13 protein-coding genes and 1 tRNA gene are annotated in these 15,043 nt (G+C 67.2%); 4 read left to right on the top strand and 10 right to left on the bottom strand.

The window, feature by feature from the left end; genetic code table 11:
* Nucleotides 1-79: 79 nt before the first annotated feature.
* Both ACV095_RS17245 and ACV095_RS17240 read left to right on the top strand, forming a co-directional pair.
* A complete protein-coding gene (locus tag ACV095_RS17245; protein WP_056389294.1) occupies nucleotides 80-946 on the top strand; it encodes a winged helix-turn-helix domain-containing protein in 867 nt (288 codons plus the stop codon).
* Between the two features lie 81 nt (nucleotides 947-1,027).
* Nucleotides 1,028-1,555 carry a SixA phosphatase family protein gene (locus tag ACV095_RS17240; protein WP_026266065.1) on the top strand — a complete coding sequence of 176 codons (528 nt, stop codon included), beginning with the start codon at nucleotides 1,028-1,030 and terminating at the stop codon, nucleotides 1,553-1,555.
* A 24-nt stretch (nucleotides 1,556-1,579) separates the two neighbouring features.
* Here the strand turns inward: ACV095_RS17240 and ACV095_RS17235 are convergent, their stop codons facing one another.
* On the bottom strand, nucleotides 1,580-2,509 hold the full coding sequence (locus tag ACV095_RS17235) for a LysR family transcriptional regulator (RefSeq protein WP_478222349.1): 930 nt from the start codon (nucleotides 2,507-2,509) through the stop codon (nucleotides 1,580-1,582).
* A 72-nt stretch (nucleotides 2,510-2,581) separates the two neighbouring features.
* Between ACV095_RS17235 and ACV095_RS17230 the strand changes: the two genes are divergently transcribed.
* Complete coding sequence (locus ACV095_RS17230) at nucleotides 2,582-3,586, top strand: EamA family transporter (protein ID WP_144600272.1); 1,005 nt, start codon at nucleotides 2,582-2,584, stop codon at nucleotides 3,584-3,586.
* Nucleotides 3,587-4,079: 493 nt separating this feature from the next.
* On the opposite strand, the gene ACV095_RS17225 is transcribed toward ACV095_RS17230, so the two are convergent.
* The 5 genes from ACV095_RS17225 to ACV095_RS17205 all read right to left on the bottom strand — a co-directional run bounded on the left by ACV095_RS17225 (nucleotide 4,080) and on the right by ACV095_RS17205 (nucleotide 9,133).
* Nucleotides 4,080-4,727: a TetR/AcrR family transcriptional regulator gene (locus ACV095_RS17225; RefSeq protein WP_223993839.1), complete on the bottom strand. Its 648-nt coding sequence runs from the start codon at nucleotides 4,725-4,727 to the stop codon at nucleotides 4,080-4,082.
* Nucleotides 4,724-6,760 carry a YhgE/Pip family protein gene (locus tag ACV095_RS17220; RefSeq protein ID WP_478222348.1) on the bottom strand — a complete coding sequence of 679 codons (2,037 nt, stop codon included), beginning with the start codon at nucleotides 6,758-6,760 and terminating at the stop codon, nucleotides 4,724-4,726. The genes ACV095_RS17225 and ACV095_RS17220 overlap by 4 nt, the downstream gene beginning before the upstream one ends.
* Complete coding sequence (locus ACV095_RS17215; RefSeq protein ID WP_018771227.1) at nucleotides 6,757-7,458, bottom strand: hypothetical protein; 702 nt, start codon at nucleotides 7,456-7,458, stop codon at nucleotides 6,757-6,759. The genes ACV095_RS17220 and ACV095_RS17215 overlap by 4 nt, the downstream gene beginning before the upstream one ends.
* A 67-nt stretch (nucleotides 7,459-7,525) precedes the next feature.
* A complete protein-coding gene (locus tag ACV095_RS17210; RefSeq protein WP_478222347.1) occupies nucleotides 7,526-8,980 on the bottom strand; it encodes a dihydrolipoyl dehydrogenase family protein in 1,455 nt (484 codons plus the stop codon).
* 76 nt (nucleotides 8,981-9,056) lie between these two features.
* Nucleotides 9,057-9,133 (bottom strand) — tRNA-Arg (locus ACV095_RS17205).
* A 277-nt stretch (nucleotides 9,134-9,410) separates the two neighbouring features.
* On the opposite strand from ACV095_RS17205, the gene ACV095_RS17200 reads away from it, so the two are divergent.
* Nucleotides 9,411-11,243 carry a phosphoenolpyruvate carboxykinase (GTP) gene (locus ACV095_RS17200; RefSeq protein ID WP_018771225.1) on the top strand — a complete coding sequence of 611 codons (1,833 nt, stop codon included), beginning with the start codon at nucleotides 9,411-9,413 and terminating at the stop codon, nucleotides 11,241-11,243.
* 75 nt (nucleotides 11,244-11,318) lie between these two features.
* Here ACV095_RS17200 and ACV095_RS17195 read toward each other — a convergent pair whose 3' ends face one another.
* The 4 genes from ACV095_RS17195 to ACV095_RS17180 all read right to left on the bottom strand — a co-directional run bounded on the left by ACV095_RS17195 (nucleotide 11,319) and on the right by ACV095_RS17180 (nucleotide 15,005).
* Entirely contained in the window at nucleotides 11,319-12,479 is a 1,161-nt protein-coding gene (locus ACV095_RS17195; protein ID WP_018771224.1) for a globin domain-containing protein, read from the bottom strand.
* Nucleotides 12,480-12,617: 138 nt separating this feature from the next.
* Nucleotides 12,618-13,067, bottom strand: coding sequence for an RrF2 family transcriptional regulator (locus ACV095_RS17190; RefSeq protein ID WP_018771223.1), 450 nt, complete (start codon nucleotides 13,065-13,067; stop codon nucleotides 12,618-12,620).
* A 15-nt stretch (nucleotides 13,068-13,082) separates the two neighbouring features.
* Nucleotides 13,083-13,580, bottom strand: coding sequence for a hypothetical protein (locus ACV095_RS17185; protein ID WP_144600277.1), 498 nt, complete (start codon nucleotides 13,578-13,580; stop codon nucleotides 13,083-13,085).
* Between the two features lie 6 nt (nucleotides 13,581-13,586).
* A complete protein-coding gene (locus ACV095_RS17180) occupies nucleotides 13,587-15,005 on the bottom strand; it encodes a phosphomannomutase/phosphoglucomutase (protein ID WP_018771221.1) in 1,419 nt (472 codons plus the stop codon).
* Nucleotides 15,006-15,043 lie beyond the last annotated feature (38 nt).

Below are 15,043 nucleotides of genomic sequence, written 5' to 3'. Positions count from 1 at the left end.
GCCCATCCCCGGTTCCTGTGACGGGGAAGCCAGCATTCGAGCCGCGAAAACGGCCATTTCACATTGAGGTAAGCATTTCATGTCAGTTGCATCCGGATACGTCCACATCTCAGTCCGTAACGCCGCCAAGGCAGGCCAGCCCTCCGGCCTTCGTCCCGGTTTCGGCCCGCGCCCGGCACTCGCTCCCTCCACTCCCGGAAGCAGCTTCCCCGGCCAGGGTTTCGCCCCGCAGGGATACAACCCCAACTCATACGGGCAGCTCCGCGCCGTACATCCCGCAGACTCCGCGCCGGTGACCGCTCCCACCCCCGTCGTTCCCGGCGCCAACCAGGTCCGCCCTGTCGCCAACGAGAACGTCGCCCGCGGATTCGTCCTCTACATGGGCATCGACGAGGAGACCGCAGCAGCAGCCGGAACCTCCATCGCCAAGCTCGCGCAGGAAATCCGCGCATACGCCCAGTCGCTGGTCTCCGGCGCCGAAAGCTACGCCGCCGTCGCAGTAGCCCCGGCCGGCACCCCCGGTTCCGCTCTCGACGTCGTCCGTTCCACCTTCGGCGACCCCACCGTGAACTCCCGCCAGCGCTCGGAAACCCCGCGCCCTGCCCAGCCGCAGGAACCGCGCCCCTCCGGCGTGCTCATCGACCTCGCCCGCCGCGAAGTCCACCTCGACGGCGAATCCCTGAACCTGACGTTCAAGGAGTTCGAACTCCTCAACTACCTCGTCGAAAACGGAACCCGCACCGTGGGCCGTGACGAACTGCTCGAAGGTCTCTGGCGCAACGCCGAAGAGGTTCCCAACGAGCGAACCATCGACGTCCACATCCGCCGCCTCCGCTCCAAACTGGGCCGCCTCGCCAACACCGTCCGCACCGTCCGCGGCCAGGGCTACCGGTTCTACGAGCACCCGGAAGTTGTTGTCTGGGCCGCTCCGGAGTACTCGATCTAGTTCCTCTTTACGGGAGGCGTCCGCCCTCTGGGGGTCCTTGTGTCACTGTGGGCATGCTTTTGCTGGGGCTAGGCTTGGGCCATGAGTTCGCACCATGTCCGACGCCTTGTGATCATGCGCCACGCCAAGGCCGACTGGCCCGGCGGGGTGGCCGACCATGAGCGGCCGCTCGAGGAGCGCGGGCACCGGGAGGCGCCGCTGGCCGGCCGCTGGCTGCTCAAGCACAACATCGTCCCGGACTTCATCCTGTGCTCCAGCGCGCTCCGCACGCGGCAGACCTGCACCTGGGTCTGCTCCGAACTCGGCGACAAAGCGCCGACGCCCAAGCTGGAAGACGGCCTGTATGCGGCCTCGGCCCTCCGCATGCTCACCGTGGTCAACCACGTGCCGGACACCGTGACCACCCTGATGGTGATCGCGCACCTGCCCGGCGTGCAGGACCTGGCCATGCACCTCGCCTCCCGCGACTCCGACCACGACGCCTACATGGACGCCGCCACCCGCTTTCCCACCAATGCGCTTACCGTCCTGGAGACGGAGAAAACGTGGGCGGAACTCGATGGGCAGGATGCCCGGATCACCCGCTTCAAGGTGCCCCGGGCCCACTAGCCCCAGCCTCACCAGCTACCGGGCTCACTGGCTCCCAGCCTCACCGGCTCCTGGCCCATCCGCCGCGATGCCGCGCAGCAGCGCCGCGACGTGCCTGATGCCCGGACTGGCCGTCATGGTCCTGCGATAGACCAACCCCACCTGCCGCGCCTGGACCGGATTGACCACTGGAATTGCGACGACGTCCGGAGGCAGCGCCGGGCGTCCCAGCCGGGGCACCAGTGCAACCGCCACGCCCTGCTCCACGAAAGCGATGTGCGTGGCAAAATCAGGATCGTAAACCCTGATGTCCGGAACCCGGCCCAGGTCGGCGAAGATCCGCAGGAGCGCTTCATTGCAGATCGCGCCGGCCGGCGTACTGATCCAGCGCTCGTCGACAAGCTGGGCAGGGTCAACTTCCGCCCTAAGTGCGAGTGGATGCCCGCGGTGGACCAGGACATCGGCCACGTCCTCGCACAGCCACTCCAGCGCCAGGTGCTCAGGGATCACCAGCGGGACGGAGTTCCAGTTGTGCACCAGGCCCAGGTCGGCTTCGCCGTTGGCTACCCTGGCTACGGCCTCGCGCGGGTCCTCCGCCAGGACGGAAATGTCGAGCGCCGCCCCCGACTGCCCAACCTGGGCCAGCAGAGGCCCCACCAGTCCGCGGCAGGCAGTGGAAAAGGAAACGATGCGGAGGCTGCCGCTGGGCTTTGCCGGGTCTGCCAGCAGCGTGGACTCCAACTCCTCCAGCTCTGCCAAGATGCGCCGCCCGTAAGCCGCCAGGGCCAGCCCCCGCTCGGTGAGCAGAACCCCGCGGCCGCGGCGTTCCAGGACAGCGAAGCCGCCCTCTTTCTCCAACTTCTTCACCTGCTGGGACACGGCGGACGGGCTGAATCCCATGGCTTCCGCCGCCGCAATAACCGTCCCGTGCTGCTCGATTGCCGCAAGGGCGCGCAGCGACCCGATGTCGATCATGAAGAAAACGTACACGATTCAGTGCTGAATTACGCGCTGGTGCTTCATTGATACCTCTGCCAGAGTGGGAGCGTGAGCCTGCGCGAATCCCTCCTTGCCGTCCTTGTAGCCCTGCTGTGGGGCCTGAATTTCGTGGCCATCGACATCGGGCTCCACGCCGGCGGCCGGAATTTTCCCCCGTTGCTGTTCGTCGCGCTGCGTTTCGTCCTGGTGGTTGTCCCCTGGATCTTCTTCGTCAGGAAGCCGGACGTGGGCTGGAAGGCCATTATCGGCGTCGGACTTTTCATGAGCGCCGGCCAGTTCGGCCTTCTGTACCTTGCCATGGCGCTTGGCATGCCGGCCGGTCTTGCCTCGCTGGTGCTTCAGGCACAGGTGCTCCTGACCGTCCTGCTCGCCGCCGGGTTCCTGCATGAGCGGCCCAGCGCACGCCAGCTGGCGGGTGTCGGGCTGGGGGTAGCAGGACTCGCCCTGGTGGCCGTGGGACGAAGCGCCGTGGCACCGCTCCTGCCGCTGGTCATCGTCCTGGCGGCGGCACTGTCCTGGGCAGCCGGAAACGTCATTGCCCGGAAGGCCAGGGCTGCCTCCGGCCTGGGGCTGGTTGTCTGGTCCGGAGCTGTGGTGCCACTGCCGCTGGGGGCGTTGTCGCTGGTGGTTGACGGGCCGGGCGCCGTGTGGGACTCGCTGTCCAATCTCCAGGGGCCAACCATGCTCAGCGCCCTCTACACCGCTGTTTTCGCCTCATTGGTGGGCTACGGAATCTGGAACCGGCTCCTGGCCAGCCACCCGTCGTCGGCTGTTGTTCCGTTCACCTTGCTGGTCCCCGTGGTGGGCATGAGTGCTGCATGGCTGGTGCTCGGGGAGGTGCCGTCGCCAACGGAGCTGGCGGGCGGGCTGCTCCTCCTGGGCGGGGTGGCGACGGCGGTGCTCACCGGTGCGGGCAGACGGCGTCAGCGCCGGGAAGCGGAGCCGCTCCCGGACCTGGGTGCCGGCCTGGCTGAGGGGGAGGCGGACGACGACGGGCGCCTGGCTGCGGTCGAAGAGCCGCCGGACGGTCTACGGGTGACGGAGGCCCGCTGAGGGGCGGAGGCCTGGTTGCCGGAGCGCGCGGAGGGGCGCGTTGCCTGGGGACTTCCGCGCCTGGCGGAGGAAGGCCTGCGGGCCGGCATTGCCTGGCCCCTTCCCGGCCATAAGGCACCCAGGAAGAGGATCCCGAAGGTTCCGGCAAGGGCGCAGGCGGCACCCACGAAGTAGTTGTCGGGGTCGTCCGTGGGGAGTGGGGTGCCCAGGAATGAGGACTGGCCGCTGAACGCCAGCTCCCACGTGCTGACGAACGCCAGGGAGAAGCCGAGTGCCAGGGCGGTCCCGGCGCCCGCGGCCAGCAGGGCAAACCGCCGCCGCCTGACCAGGATCTCGGCAAGCGCGCCGAGGTAGGCCAGCCCCAGGACGCCCAGGAAAGCCAGGAAGACCGGTTCGGCCAGTGTCATCGCCGTGAGTACCAGCAGCCCCGCAGCGACGACGCCGCAGATGACCGCGAACTTTCCGCTCTTCCCCGTATGGCGCATGTGCTCCATCATCCCCGAGGAGCCGGCTCCTTGAGGACGTAGCCGCGCATGATGGCCATGATTGCTGCAACACTTTGGTCACGGGTGCGCTCGGGGTTGTAGGTCTGCCGGTCCAGGCCCACTACGAAGCAGGCCCCAAAGATGGCCGTCTCCAGGCTGCCCCGGGACACCGATTCGTCCACGGGATAGGTCTTGGCCACCCTCTCCACGGCCTGGCCAATGACCTCCAGGAGCTCGCGGCGCAGGACCGAGAAGGTGCCCTGCCATTCGCTGGGGATCCGCCAGTTCTCGCTGACCCACAGGCGGGCGAAGGAAGGGTACTCGGCCATGAAATCCATGGCCTGGCCGATCATCGCTTCCATGGCCAGCAAGGGGTCCCGGCCGGTGCCTTCGCTGTCCGCGGCCTCGAGCAGCTGCGCCTTGAGGATGTCCACACCGTGCCGCAGAAGCTGCGCGATCAGCTCCGATTTGCTGCCGAAGTTGTAGTAGACGGTGCCCTTGGAGACCCCGGCCGCCGCTGCGATCTCATCCACCGTGACACTGGCCGCGCCGCGCTCGCCGATCAGCTCCATGGAGGCATCGAACAGTTTCTGGCGGGTGGCGTTGGTGCGGGCGGGCCGGAGCCCTTTGCCCGCGGCCGTGGGTTCGGTGCTCATACCGCGATCTCCGGTTTCAGTGTCTTGAGCGTCCAGTATTTGTTCTTGCGTACTGCGAGGGTGGACATGGCCGCCCCCAGCAGGGTGTAGCCCAGCAGGCCCGCCAGCGTGGGGGCAATCATGGACAGGTCACCGCCGTAAATCAGGTGCCGCATCCCGGTCACCACGTAACCCATGGGCAGGACCTGATGCACCACGTGCAGCGGCTGCGGGGTGGTCTGCCACGGGAACGTGCCGCCGGATGACACCAGCTGCAGGACCAGCAGGATGAGCACCACCAGCTTGCCCGGCGAACCCAGCAGCGCCACCACACCCTGGATGAGCGCGCTGAACGCCATGGCAGCGGCGAGCATGAACAGCCACATCAGGACCGGGTGCGCCGGGTCCAGGCCCAGGGCCACGTCCACCACCAGGGTCAGCAGCGACGCCTGCACCACCGAGACCAGCAGGAAGGGAAGCCAGCCGCCCAACGCGATCTTCCACGACGGCGCGTTGGAGGCCAGTGCCCGCTGGGTGATGGGGCGCATGGCCTGGACCAGCATGAAGATCCCGATCCACAGGGCGAGCGTGAGGAAGAACGGCGCCAGCCCCGCACCGTACGATCCGGCCTTGGCCTGCGAGACGTTGCTGACCGCCACAGGATCGGCCATGACCTGGGACAGGTTGCTCTTCTGGGCATCGTCCGGGTTGGGGACCTGGCCGGCGCCCTTCCCGATCTCGTCGGCGAGAGTACGGGACCCCGTCGCGGCCTGGGCCGCTCCGTCGGACACCTGCGCTGCCCCCGCATCCACCTTCCGTGCTCCGTCCGCAAGGCCGGCGGCACCGTCGACGGCGGACTGCTCACCGGCTGCCAGCGCGGCAGCGCCCGTGTGCAGCTGGTCAGCCCCTGCCGAGGCCTGCGCGATCGCGTCCCTGAGGGCCGGCATCCCGGCTGCCAGCTGGGCTGCGCCGACACTGACCGCCTCGGAACCGCGGGCCAGCTGCTGGACCTGGGCCGCATCCGTCTGGATCCTGCTTTTGGCCGCTGCCACGGGGCTGGATGCCGCGGCGGCGTCGAAATCCGCCAGCACCTTGTCCGCCTGCTCCTGCGTCAGGACGCCCGAGGCGACGAGCCTGCTGTTGGACTCCACCACCCGGGAGCGCAGTCCCTGGTCCGCTGCCTCCAGCTGCGCCGCCACATCCTGGACCTTGGCGTTCAACTGGGCGTTCCCGGCAGCCACCTGGGCGGCGCCGGACGCGAGGGTCTGGGTATCGGTTGGCAGGGTGGCCGTCTTGTCCTTCAGGACTGACAGTCCGCTGCTGAGCTGCCCCGCGCCGTCGGTCAGCTGGTTGGCGCCGTCCCGCAGCTTCAGCTGGCCGGCGTACAACTGGTCCGCCCCGCTGCTCAGGGCCGAGGTCCCCTCGTGGAGGGTGACCGTTCCGTCCCTGAGCGTGGCCACGCCGTCTGCCAGCCGGGTGGCACCGTCCGCGGCCTCGACCATCTTGGAGTGGATGGTGCCGAACCCGGTGAGCAGCTGGTTGGCGGTCTCCTCACCCACCTCCTTGGCGACACTGGAGTGCACGGCAGTGGTCAGCTTGTCCACGATCGTGCTCAGGAGGTAGTTGTTGGCGTCGTTCGTGGTCACGTTCAACATGGCCTGGCTGGCCGAGTCGAAGCTGCCGGGCGATACCAGGTTGGCCGAAAAGTCCTTGGGGATCTTCAGTGCGAAGGCGTACTGCCCGCTGCTCACACCCGCGTCGGCCTCCGTGGAGCTGGCCACCGGCACCCAGTGGAAGACATTGCCTTCCACCAGGCTGTCCGCCACTTTTGTTCCGGCCTCAAGCCGGCTGCCGTCCGCCGTGGTTGCGCCCGCATCCTCCACCACCAGGGCTGCGTCCAGGTTGTTGAGGTGGCCGTACGGATCCCAGTTCGCGTAGAGGTACACCGCGCCGTAGAGGAGGGGGACCATGGTCAGCGCCAGAATGGTCAGCTTGGGGAGCAGGCCGCCGGTCATGCGCTTGAGTTCGGAGCGGGCCAGCCGCAGGACAGTCACTTGGCAACCTCTGTTTCGAGTGGGGTTTCCTGGTTTTCCGGGTCCGGCCCGGCTTCCGCGGCAGGGGCCGGCTCCGGGGCGGCGTTGCCGATGGCGGCGACGGGCCCGTCCCATGAGCCGGGGACGGCGCTGACGGCCGCAACGACGGCAAGCGGCCGCCCGCCGTCGTACGCCAGCTGCTGCAGGCGCGGCAGCCAGGTGAGCTCATCTGCACTGTGGCGGTCCGGGGAATCCACCACCAGCAGGTCCGTGCGGGGGTTGGCCAGGGCCAGCGCCGTGAGGAGTTCGAGCCGCCGGCGGGGTTCAAGCTGTTCCGTCCAGAGGCCCGCGATGTCCTCGAACCGGTTGACCTTGAGCCACGGGCCGCTGAGCAATGCCCCGCGGTAGCGCCGGGGTATCAGGGCCAGGTCCTCGGTCACCAGGTCGCGGACGCTGAGGTGTTCTTCAGGTTCATTGACGCCGGGGGAGTCCACCAGGGCCGCTGCCAGGCGGAGCTGCTTGGTCCGGGAACTGTTGTCCCAGCCGACCTGGCCGCCCGAAGCCTTCATCCTCCCGCTGAGCAGGAGGGACAAAGCGGTGCGCTGGTCCTGGCGGTCACCGGTAACGAGCAGCAGTTCGCCGCGGCCCACGGCCAGCGAGGTTGGCGGAAGCAGCGGGTCCCGGCGTCCTTTGGCATGGAGCTGGAGTGCTGAGAGCAAGGCTTGCCTTTCGCAGGAATGGTCTGCATCAAGGCTAACCGAACTGACTGGTCAGTTCAAATAAGTGTCACAGGCCGTATTTCTCCAGCAGCCGCAGCCACACCTCGCTGATAGTGGGGTAGGAGGGGACGGCATGCCAGAGGCGGTCCAGCGGCACCTCGCCCACCACGGCGATCGTGGCCGCGTGCAGCAGTTCCGCCACGTCCGGGCCGGCGAACGTTGCGCCAAGGAGGACCCGTCGGTCTTCATCAACCACCAGTTGGGCCCAGCCTTCGTAGTTCTCCGAATGGAGCGACGATCCGGCCACCTGGATGGGCAGCTCCACCGAGGACGCGTTGTACCCGTCCTTCCTGGCCGCCTGCAGGGTGCGTCCCACGCTGGCCAGCTCGGGGTCCGTGAAGACGACGCTGGGCACGGCGTGCTGGTTGGCCGTCTGGGCGAAGCGGGTCCACTCGCCGGGCGTGCCCTTGAGCTCGCCCCTGGCCCGTGCGGCAATGGCGTCAGCGGTGGCCCGCGCCTCGTACTTGCCCTGGTGGGTGAAAAGGTTATGGCCGGCGGCGTCTCCCACCGCGTACAGCCAGGGTTCGTCACCGGGGGTTCCCTGGACCAGGCCGGAGGTGTCCGTGGTGAGCGAAAGGTGCCCGGAGCCGTCCGGCTCGAACCCGACGCTCTCCAGGCCCAGGCCTTCGAGGGCCGGATGCCGGCCCGTTGAGACCAGGACCTTCTCGGCCGTGACGTCGGTTCCGTCGCCCAGGCTGACGGTGAGGGTGCCGTCGCCGTTCTCGCTGATGCGCTTGGTGGCGGTGTTCAAGCGGAGTTCGACGCCGTCCGCGCGCAGTCCTGCCGCAACCAGTGCCGCGGCCTCCTCCGGAAAGTTGCCCAGCAGCCCGCTGCGCGCCACCAGGGTCACGCTGGAGCCCAGGCGGGCGAAGGCCTGGGCCAGTTCGGCGCCGGCCACGCCGCCGCCCAATACTGCCAGGCGCTCCGGAACCTCGGCCGCCGATGTGGCTTCACGGGTTCCCCAGACCTGTACATCCTGCAGACCGTCGATGGGCGGGGTGTTGGGGGTGGAGCCGGTGGCGAGTACTACGGCATGCCGCGCCCGCAGCAGGTGGCGGGTACCGTCCAGGCCTGCCACCTCCACCGCCTTGGGGGCGGTCAGCCATGCATGGCCGCGCACCAGGTCGATGCCGGTGTCCTCCACCCATGAGACCTGGCTGTCGTCCTGCCAGTTGGAGGTGAAATAGTTTCGGCGTTCCAGGACGGCCGCGGCATCGAGGGTACGGGTGACTGCTTCCTTGGCGCCCGGCGTCGTCTGTGCTCCGTGCAGCGCGGTGCCGGGCCGCAGGAGTGCCTTCGATGGCATGCAGGCCCAGTAGGAGCATTCGCCGCCCACCAGTTCCGCTTCCACGAGCACGGCGGTGAGCCCGCCCTCCACAACGCGGCCGGCCACGTTTTCCCCCACGGCGCCTGCGCCGATAACAACAACATCAAATTCGCGCTCAGCGGCGTCGGGCATCATGTGCAAAGCCTAGCCGGGGATCACGGGCCCGGCTGCACAAAAAAGGTCCGCACCGGCGAGCCGGTGCGGACCTTGTTGGTGCGCCCAAAGGGATTCGAACCCCTGACCTTCTGTTCCGTAGACAGACGCTCTATCCAGCTGAGCTATGGGCGCATTCCGTGTCCCGGGAGAAGAACCGCTCTCCCCGAACCTCGAATTACTTTACGCGAGCAGGGCCCGTAGTGCCAAATCGAACCGACTGTAATTTCCGCAACTAGACCGGTATAGGTGACCTTTGTCACTTAATCGGCGTTTTTGCGGGAATAATTCCTTGATTTTCCGCGGAATTCACTTTTGGTGACCGGAGATGTCAGTCAAGCTCCCCAAAAACTCCACTGGTCCGGACCATAGCATTTAGCTCACACCGATGAACCCGAGGAAGGGAACTGCAATGGGCGATCTGGCGCAGAAGCCGCTGCTTGAGAAAGCACCCACCACACATGCCGGCCTGCTGGCATGGGTCGAAGAGGTTGCTGAGCTTACGCAGCCGGACCGCATTTACTGGGTTGACGGGTCCGAAGAGGAAAACACCCGCCTTACCGACGAGCTTGTTGCTGCCGGCACCCTGACCAGGCTCAACCAGGACCTCTTCCCGAACTCCTTCGCTGCGTTCTCCGATCCCGCCGACGTCGCCCGCGTCGAGGAACAGACCTTCATCTGCTCGGAAAACCGGCGTGACGCCGGCTTCACCAATAACTGGATGGAACCGCGGGAGATGAAGGAGAAGCTGCGCGGGCTGTTCGCCGGTTCCATGCGCGGCCGCACCATGTACGTCATCCCGTTCGTCATGGGCCACCTCGACGCAGAGGACCCCAAGTTCGGCGTGGAAATCACCGACAGCGCCTACGTTGTCGCTTCCATGCGCATCATGGCGAACATCGGCACCGAGGTCCTGGACAGGATTACGGCCACCAACGCCTTCTTCGTTCCGGCCCTGCACTCCCTCGGCGCACCGCTGGCCCCCGGCCAGGACGACGTGCCGTGGCCCTGCAACCCGGACAAATGGATTGTCCACTTCCCCGAAGAGCGCTCCATCTGGTCCTTTGGCTCCGGCTACGGCGGCAACGCCCTCCTTGGGAAGAAGTGCTACGCCCTGCGCATCGCCTCGGTCATGGCGCGTGACGAGGGCTGGCTGGCCGAGCACATGCTCATCCTCAAGCTCACCTCGCCGGAGAAGAAGTCGTACTACATGTCCGCGGCCTTCCCCTCGGCCTGCGGCAAGACCAACCTTGCCCTGCTCGACCCCACCATTGAAGGCTGGGAAGTCGAAACCCTTGGCGACGACATCACCTGGATGCGGATCGGCAAGGAAGGCGAGCTGCGCGCCACCAACCCGGAGGCCGGCCTCTTCGGCGTAGCCCCCGGCACCGGCTGGGGCACCAACCCGAACGCCATGCGCGCCATTGCCAAGGGCCACAGCATCTTCACCAACGTGGCATTGACCGACGACGGCGGCGTCTGGTGGGAGGGCATGACCGACGAGGTTCCGGCGCACCTGACCGACTGGCAGGGCAACTCCTGGACCCCCGATTCGGGCCGTCCCGCCGCCCACCCGAACTCCCGGTTCTGCACCCCCATCTCGCAGGTGGACATGCTTGCCGAGGAATACTACAGCCCGGAAGGCGTGGAGCTCTCGGCCATCCTGTTCGGCGGCCGCCGCAAGACCACCGTTCCCCTGGTCACCGAGGCACGCAGCTGGACCAACGGCATCTTCATGGGGTCCACCCTTTCCTCCGAAACCACGGCCGCAGCCGCCGGACAGGTCGGCGTGCTCCGCCGCGACCCGATGGCCATGCTGCCCTTCATCGGTTACGACGCCGGCGACTACCTGAAGCACTGGATCAGCGTCTCCGGGAAGGCCAACCCCGAACGCCTGCCGCACATCTTCCTGGTGAACTGGTTCCGCCGCACCGCCGACGGTGGATTTGCCTGGCCCGGCTTCGGCGACAACGCCCGCGTCCTGAAGTGGGCCATCGAGCGGATCGAAGGGAAGGCGGACGCCGTCGAAACGCCCATCGGCTTCGTGCCCGCCGGCCATTCACTTGACCTCACCGGCCTTGACCTGACCCACGCCCACGTGGAGGACGCTGTCCGCGTGGACCGCGGGGAATGGGACGCCGAGCTGGCCTCCATCGAGGAGTGGTACGCCAAGTTCGGGGATTCACTCCCGGATGCCCTGCGTGCCGAGCTCGCTTCCCTCAAGGAACGCATGGCCAAGCACTAGTCACTGCTGAAGCCACTACGGCGGCCCCGCACCTTTTTCGAAAAGGTGCGGGGCCGCCGTCGTTGGATGGCTGTTTCAGCTGGCGAGCCAGATGTCCGGGCCGAAGACCTCGTAGTGGATCTTGGTGGCCGGGATGCCGGCGTTGATGGCCTCGTTCCGGATGTTCTTCATGAACGGCAGGGGGCCGCAGAGGTAGAGGGAGGCGTCCGCCGGAAGGTCCACTTCGCGCAGGGACATGAACCCTTCCCGGGCGCCCTCCACCGGCTTCTCCAGCCACAGCTGGAGTTCCGCGCCGTCCAGGCGCTCGACGTCGTCCGTCATCTGGCTGCGCAGGGCCCAGCTGTCCAGGGTGCTTTCGGCATGCAGCACCAGGACCTGCCGGTCGGAGCCTGATTCGGCGAGGGAGCGGAGGATGGAGGCGGTGGGCGTGCAGCCAATGCCGGCGGAGGCGAGGACCACGGGGCCGTCGCCCTCCTTGAGCGTGATCTCGCCGTAGGGGTTGGAGATCTCGACGACGTCGCCCACCTGGACGGTGTGGTGCAGGACGGGGGAGACCTCGCCGCCGTCGTCCAGCTTGGTGGTGAAGATGCGGCTGGTGCCTGCATCGCCGGAGAGGGAGTACTGGCGGACCTGGCGCAGCCCGTCCGGGAGGGCCACTTTGACGCTGATGTACTGGCCGGGCAGGGCGGGGGTGACGGGGGTGTCGTCGGCCGGCTCCAGGGTGAAGGTCATGGACCCGGTTCCTGCCGGTGCCTTGGCTGCCACCCGCCAGGGCGTCCACATTTTGTCGTTGGCCTGCGCGGCGTAGAGGCCCTTTTCGAGCTTGATCAGGGCGTCCGCCATCAGCCAGTACACCTCGGTCCAGGCTTCGGCGATTTCAGGAGTGATCACCTCGGCCAGGTCCTCGGCGATGGCGGCGAACAGGTGCTCGTAGACCACCTGGTACTGCGGCTCCGTGATGCCCAGGGAGGCGTGCCGGTGCGCGATGCGCGAAAGGACAGTTTCCGGCAGGGTGCCCGGGTTGTTCACCAGATGGGTGGCGAAGGCGGCGATGCTCCCGGCGAGGGCCTGCTGCTGGTTGCCGGAGCGCTGGTTGGAGCGGCTGAACAGGCCATCCATCAGTTCGGGGTGCGCCGCGAACAGGCGGGCGTAGAAGTTGGGGGTGATGGATCCGATCCGGGAACCGACCAGCGGCAGGGTGGCCTCAATGACGGGGCGGGACTTGTCCGAGAGCATCTGAACTCCTGAGGTAGTGGCCGGGGCCTTCGTCCGGCCGGAGGAAAACTCATATTTGAAATACGAGTATTTCTGCCTCAGTTCTACACCTTGTAGAAGTTTGAAATCAAACCGGGAGCCTGCGCTCGGATAGTCGGTTCAAAGCCCCGGGCGGAGGCCGATCATCTGGAAGACCGGAGCCATTTGCCGGGCCTGGGGGAGTTCCGCGATCACCACGGAGTCCAGCTCCGCATAGAAGGCTTCGCGGGCGCGGGCCAGTGCGCCGCGCAGTTTGCACTCGTTAATGAGCGGGCAGTTGCCGCCAGGCGCAACACAATCGGCAGGATCGGTGCGGGTATCAAGCTGCCGCAGGATCTGGCCCACGGAGGCGATCCGGCCCGCATGGCTGAGCCGGGAACCGCCGGACCGGCCCCGGACAACCTCAATCAGGCCCATGCTCCGCAGTTTGGCCATGGCCTTGCTGACATGGTTGTAGGGTGTGCCCACCGCGTCCGCGATGCTCTGGGTGGTGAGCAGCGTGCCGTCCGGAACGGCTGCGAGCACCATGAGTGCTCGCAGGCTGACGTCAGCGAAGGCATTGATCTTCATGGCTGCGGGTCCGGTCTAGTCCACCCAGATCGCAGGCTCGCTGGCGTCCGCGCCCAGTTCGCCGAACTCCCAGGACTGTGTGGTTGCGTTGGCGGAGTATGGCAGCACGGCCGCAAACAGGGATCCGTCGCGGTGTTCGGCGGCCACATGGATGGCGTCCGAATCCTCCTCCACCAGCAGGATGTCGCAGACCACCGCGGCGGCGCGGAAATCGTCCCGGTTCTGGCGGAGGAGGGCCTGAAGGTCGTGGATCATGGCATCCGCGTCGAAATCCCCGTCCGCGCCGTCGGCGGCATCAGCAGGCGAGACGGCCACCAGCCGCACCTCGCCGTCGTTCTGGACTGTCAGCGCGAAAGGCAGGAAACCGCCGTTGCGCTGGAGCTGCTCCTGGGCCGCGCTGACGCCCGTGCCCAGGAGGTTCTCCAGGTCAGTTGCCGTGGCCTCGGAGACGGAATCGCGCCAGCTTTCCTGCCCGCCGGTTCCGCCCGCTGCCTGCCCCGTGTGGTCAGCCATCCGCTGCTAGGCCCGCACCAGGGACAGGACGCGGTCGCGGATGCGTTCCATGGTGGCCCGGTCCGTTGCCTCGGCATTGAGCCGCAGGAACGGTTCGGTGTTGGAAGGGCGGAGGTTGAACCAGTAGCTGCCGTCGTTGGCCGTGAACGTGCTGCCATCCATGTTGTCCACGGTGAGGTCCTCGTCCGCGAAGGCCTGGCGCACCCGCTCCACCGCTGCGGGCTTGTCCTCCACCTCGGAGTTGATCTCGCCGGAGCTGACATACGGCTCGTATTCGCGGGCCAGCTCGGAGAGCGGGCCGTCCTGCTCGCCCAGGGCTGCCAGGACGTGCATGGCGGCCAGCATGCCGGTGTCAGCGTTCCAGAAGTCGCGGAAGTAGAAGTGGGCGGAGTGCTCGCCGCCGAATACTGCGCCTTCCTTTGCCATGACTGCCTTGATGAAGGAGTGGCCCACGCGCGTGCGGACGGCGCGGCCGCCGTCGTGCTCCACCAGTTCGGCGACGGCGCGGGAGGTCAGCAGGTTGTGGATGATGGCGGGCTTTTCCTCGCCCTGGGCCTTGGCGCGGGCGATCTCGCGGCGGGCCACCATGCCGGTGATGGCCGACGGCGAGACGGGCTCGCCCTTCTCGTCGATGACAAAGCAGCGGTCGGCGTCGCCGTCGAAGGCCAGGCCGATGTCCGCGCCGTGTTCGATGACAGCTGCCTGCAGGTCGCGGAGGTTTTCCGGCTCCAGGGGGTTGGCCGGGTGGTTGGGGAAGGAACCGTCCAGTTCGAAATACAGGGGAACGATGTCGAAAGGCAGCTTGGGCAGCAGCGCGTCACCCAGGACGGCCGGGGTGGTCAGGCCGGCCATGCCGTTGCCTGCATCCACCACCACCTTCAGGGGGCGGGACGCGGAGAGGTCAACGAGCTTGCGGAGGTACTCGGAGTAGTCCTTGAGCACGTCGCGGACACTGATGAGGCCGCGCGTGCCGCCTGCGGGGATTGACCCGGAGTTGAGGTACTGCTCCGCGAGGGCCTGGATCTCCTTGAGGCCGGTTTCGGAGGAGATGGGGACGGCGCCCGCCTTGGCCATCTTGATGCCGTTGTATTCGGCGGGGTTGTGGCTGGCGGTGAAGGTGGCCCCGGCGCGGTTGAGGAACCCGCAGGCAAAGTACAGCTCATCGGTGGAGATCAGGTCCAGGAGCTCCACATTGGCGCCGCGGGCTGCCGCTCCGTTGGCGAAGGCCTTGGTGAACTCGGGGGAGGAGGGGCGCATGTCCCCGCCCACCACGATGGTCTGGCCTTCGAGCTGCAGGACATCCACGAACGCAGCCCCCACGGCTTCGACGATTTCGGCGGTGATCGACTCGCCTACAATCCCACGGACGTCGTAGGCCTTGAAGGATGCCGAAAGGTCAAATGTCGTTGTCTGTTCGCTAGTCACGGGCTTTATCTTACGTGGGCAGCGCTTCCGGCCAATGT

This window comes from Arthrobacter sp. JDC6, assembly GCF_056484025.1.
This window is presented reverse-complemented; position numbering and strand designations above follow the sequence as displayed.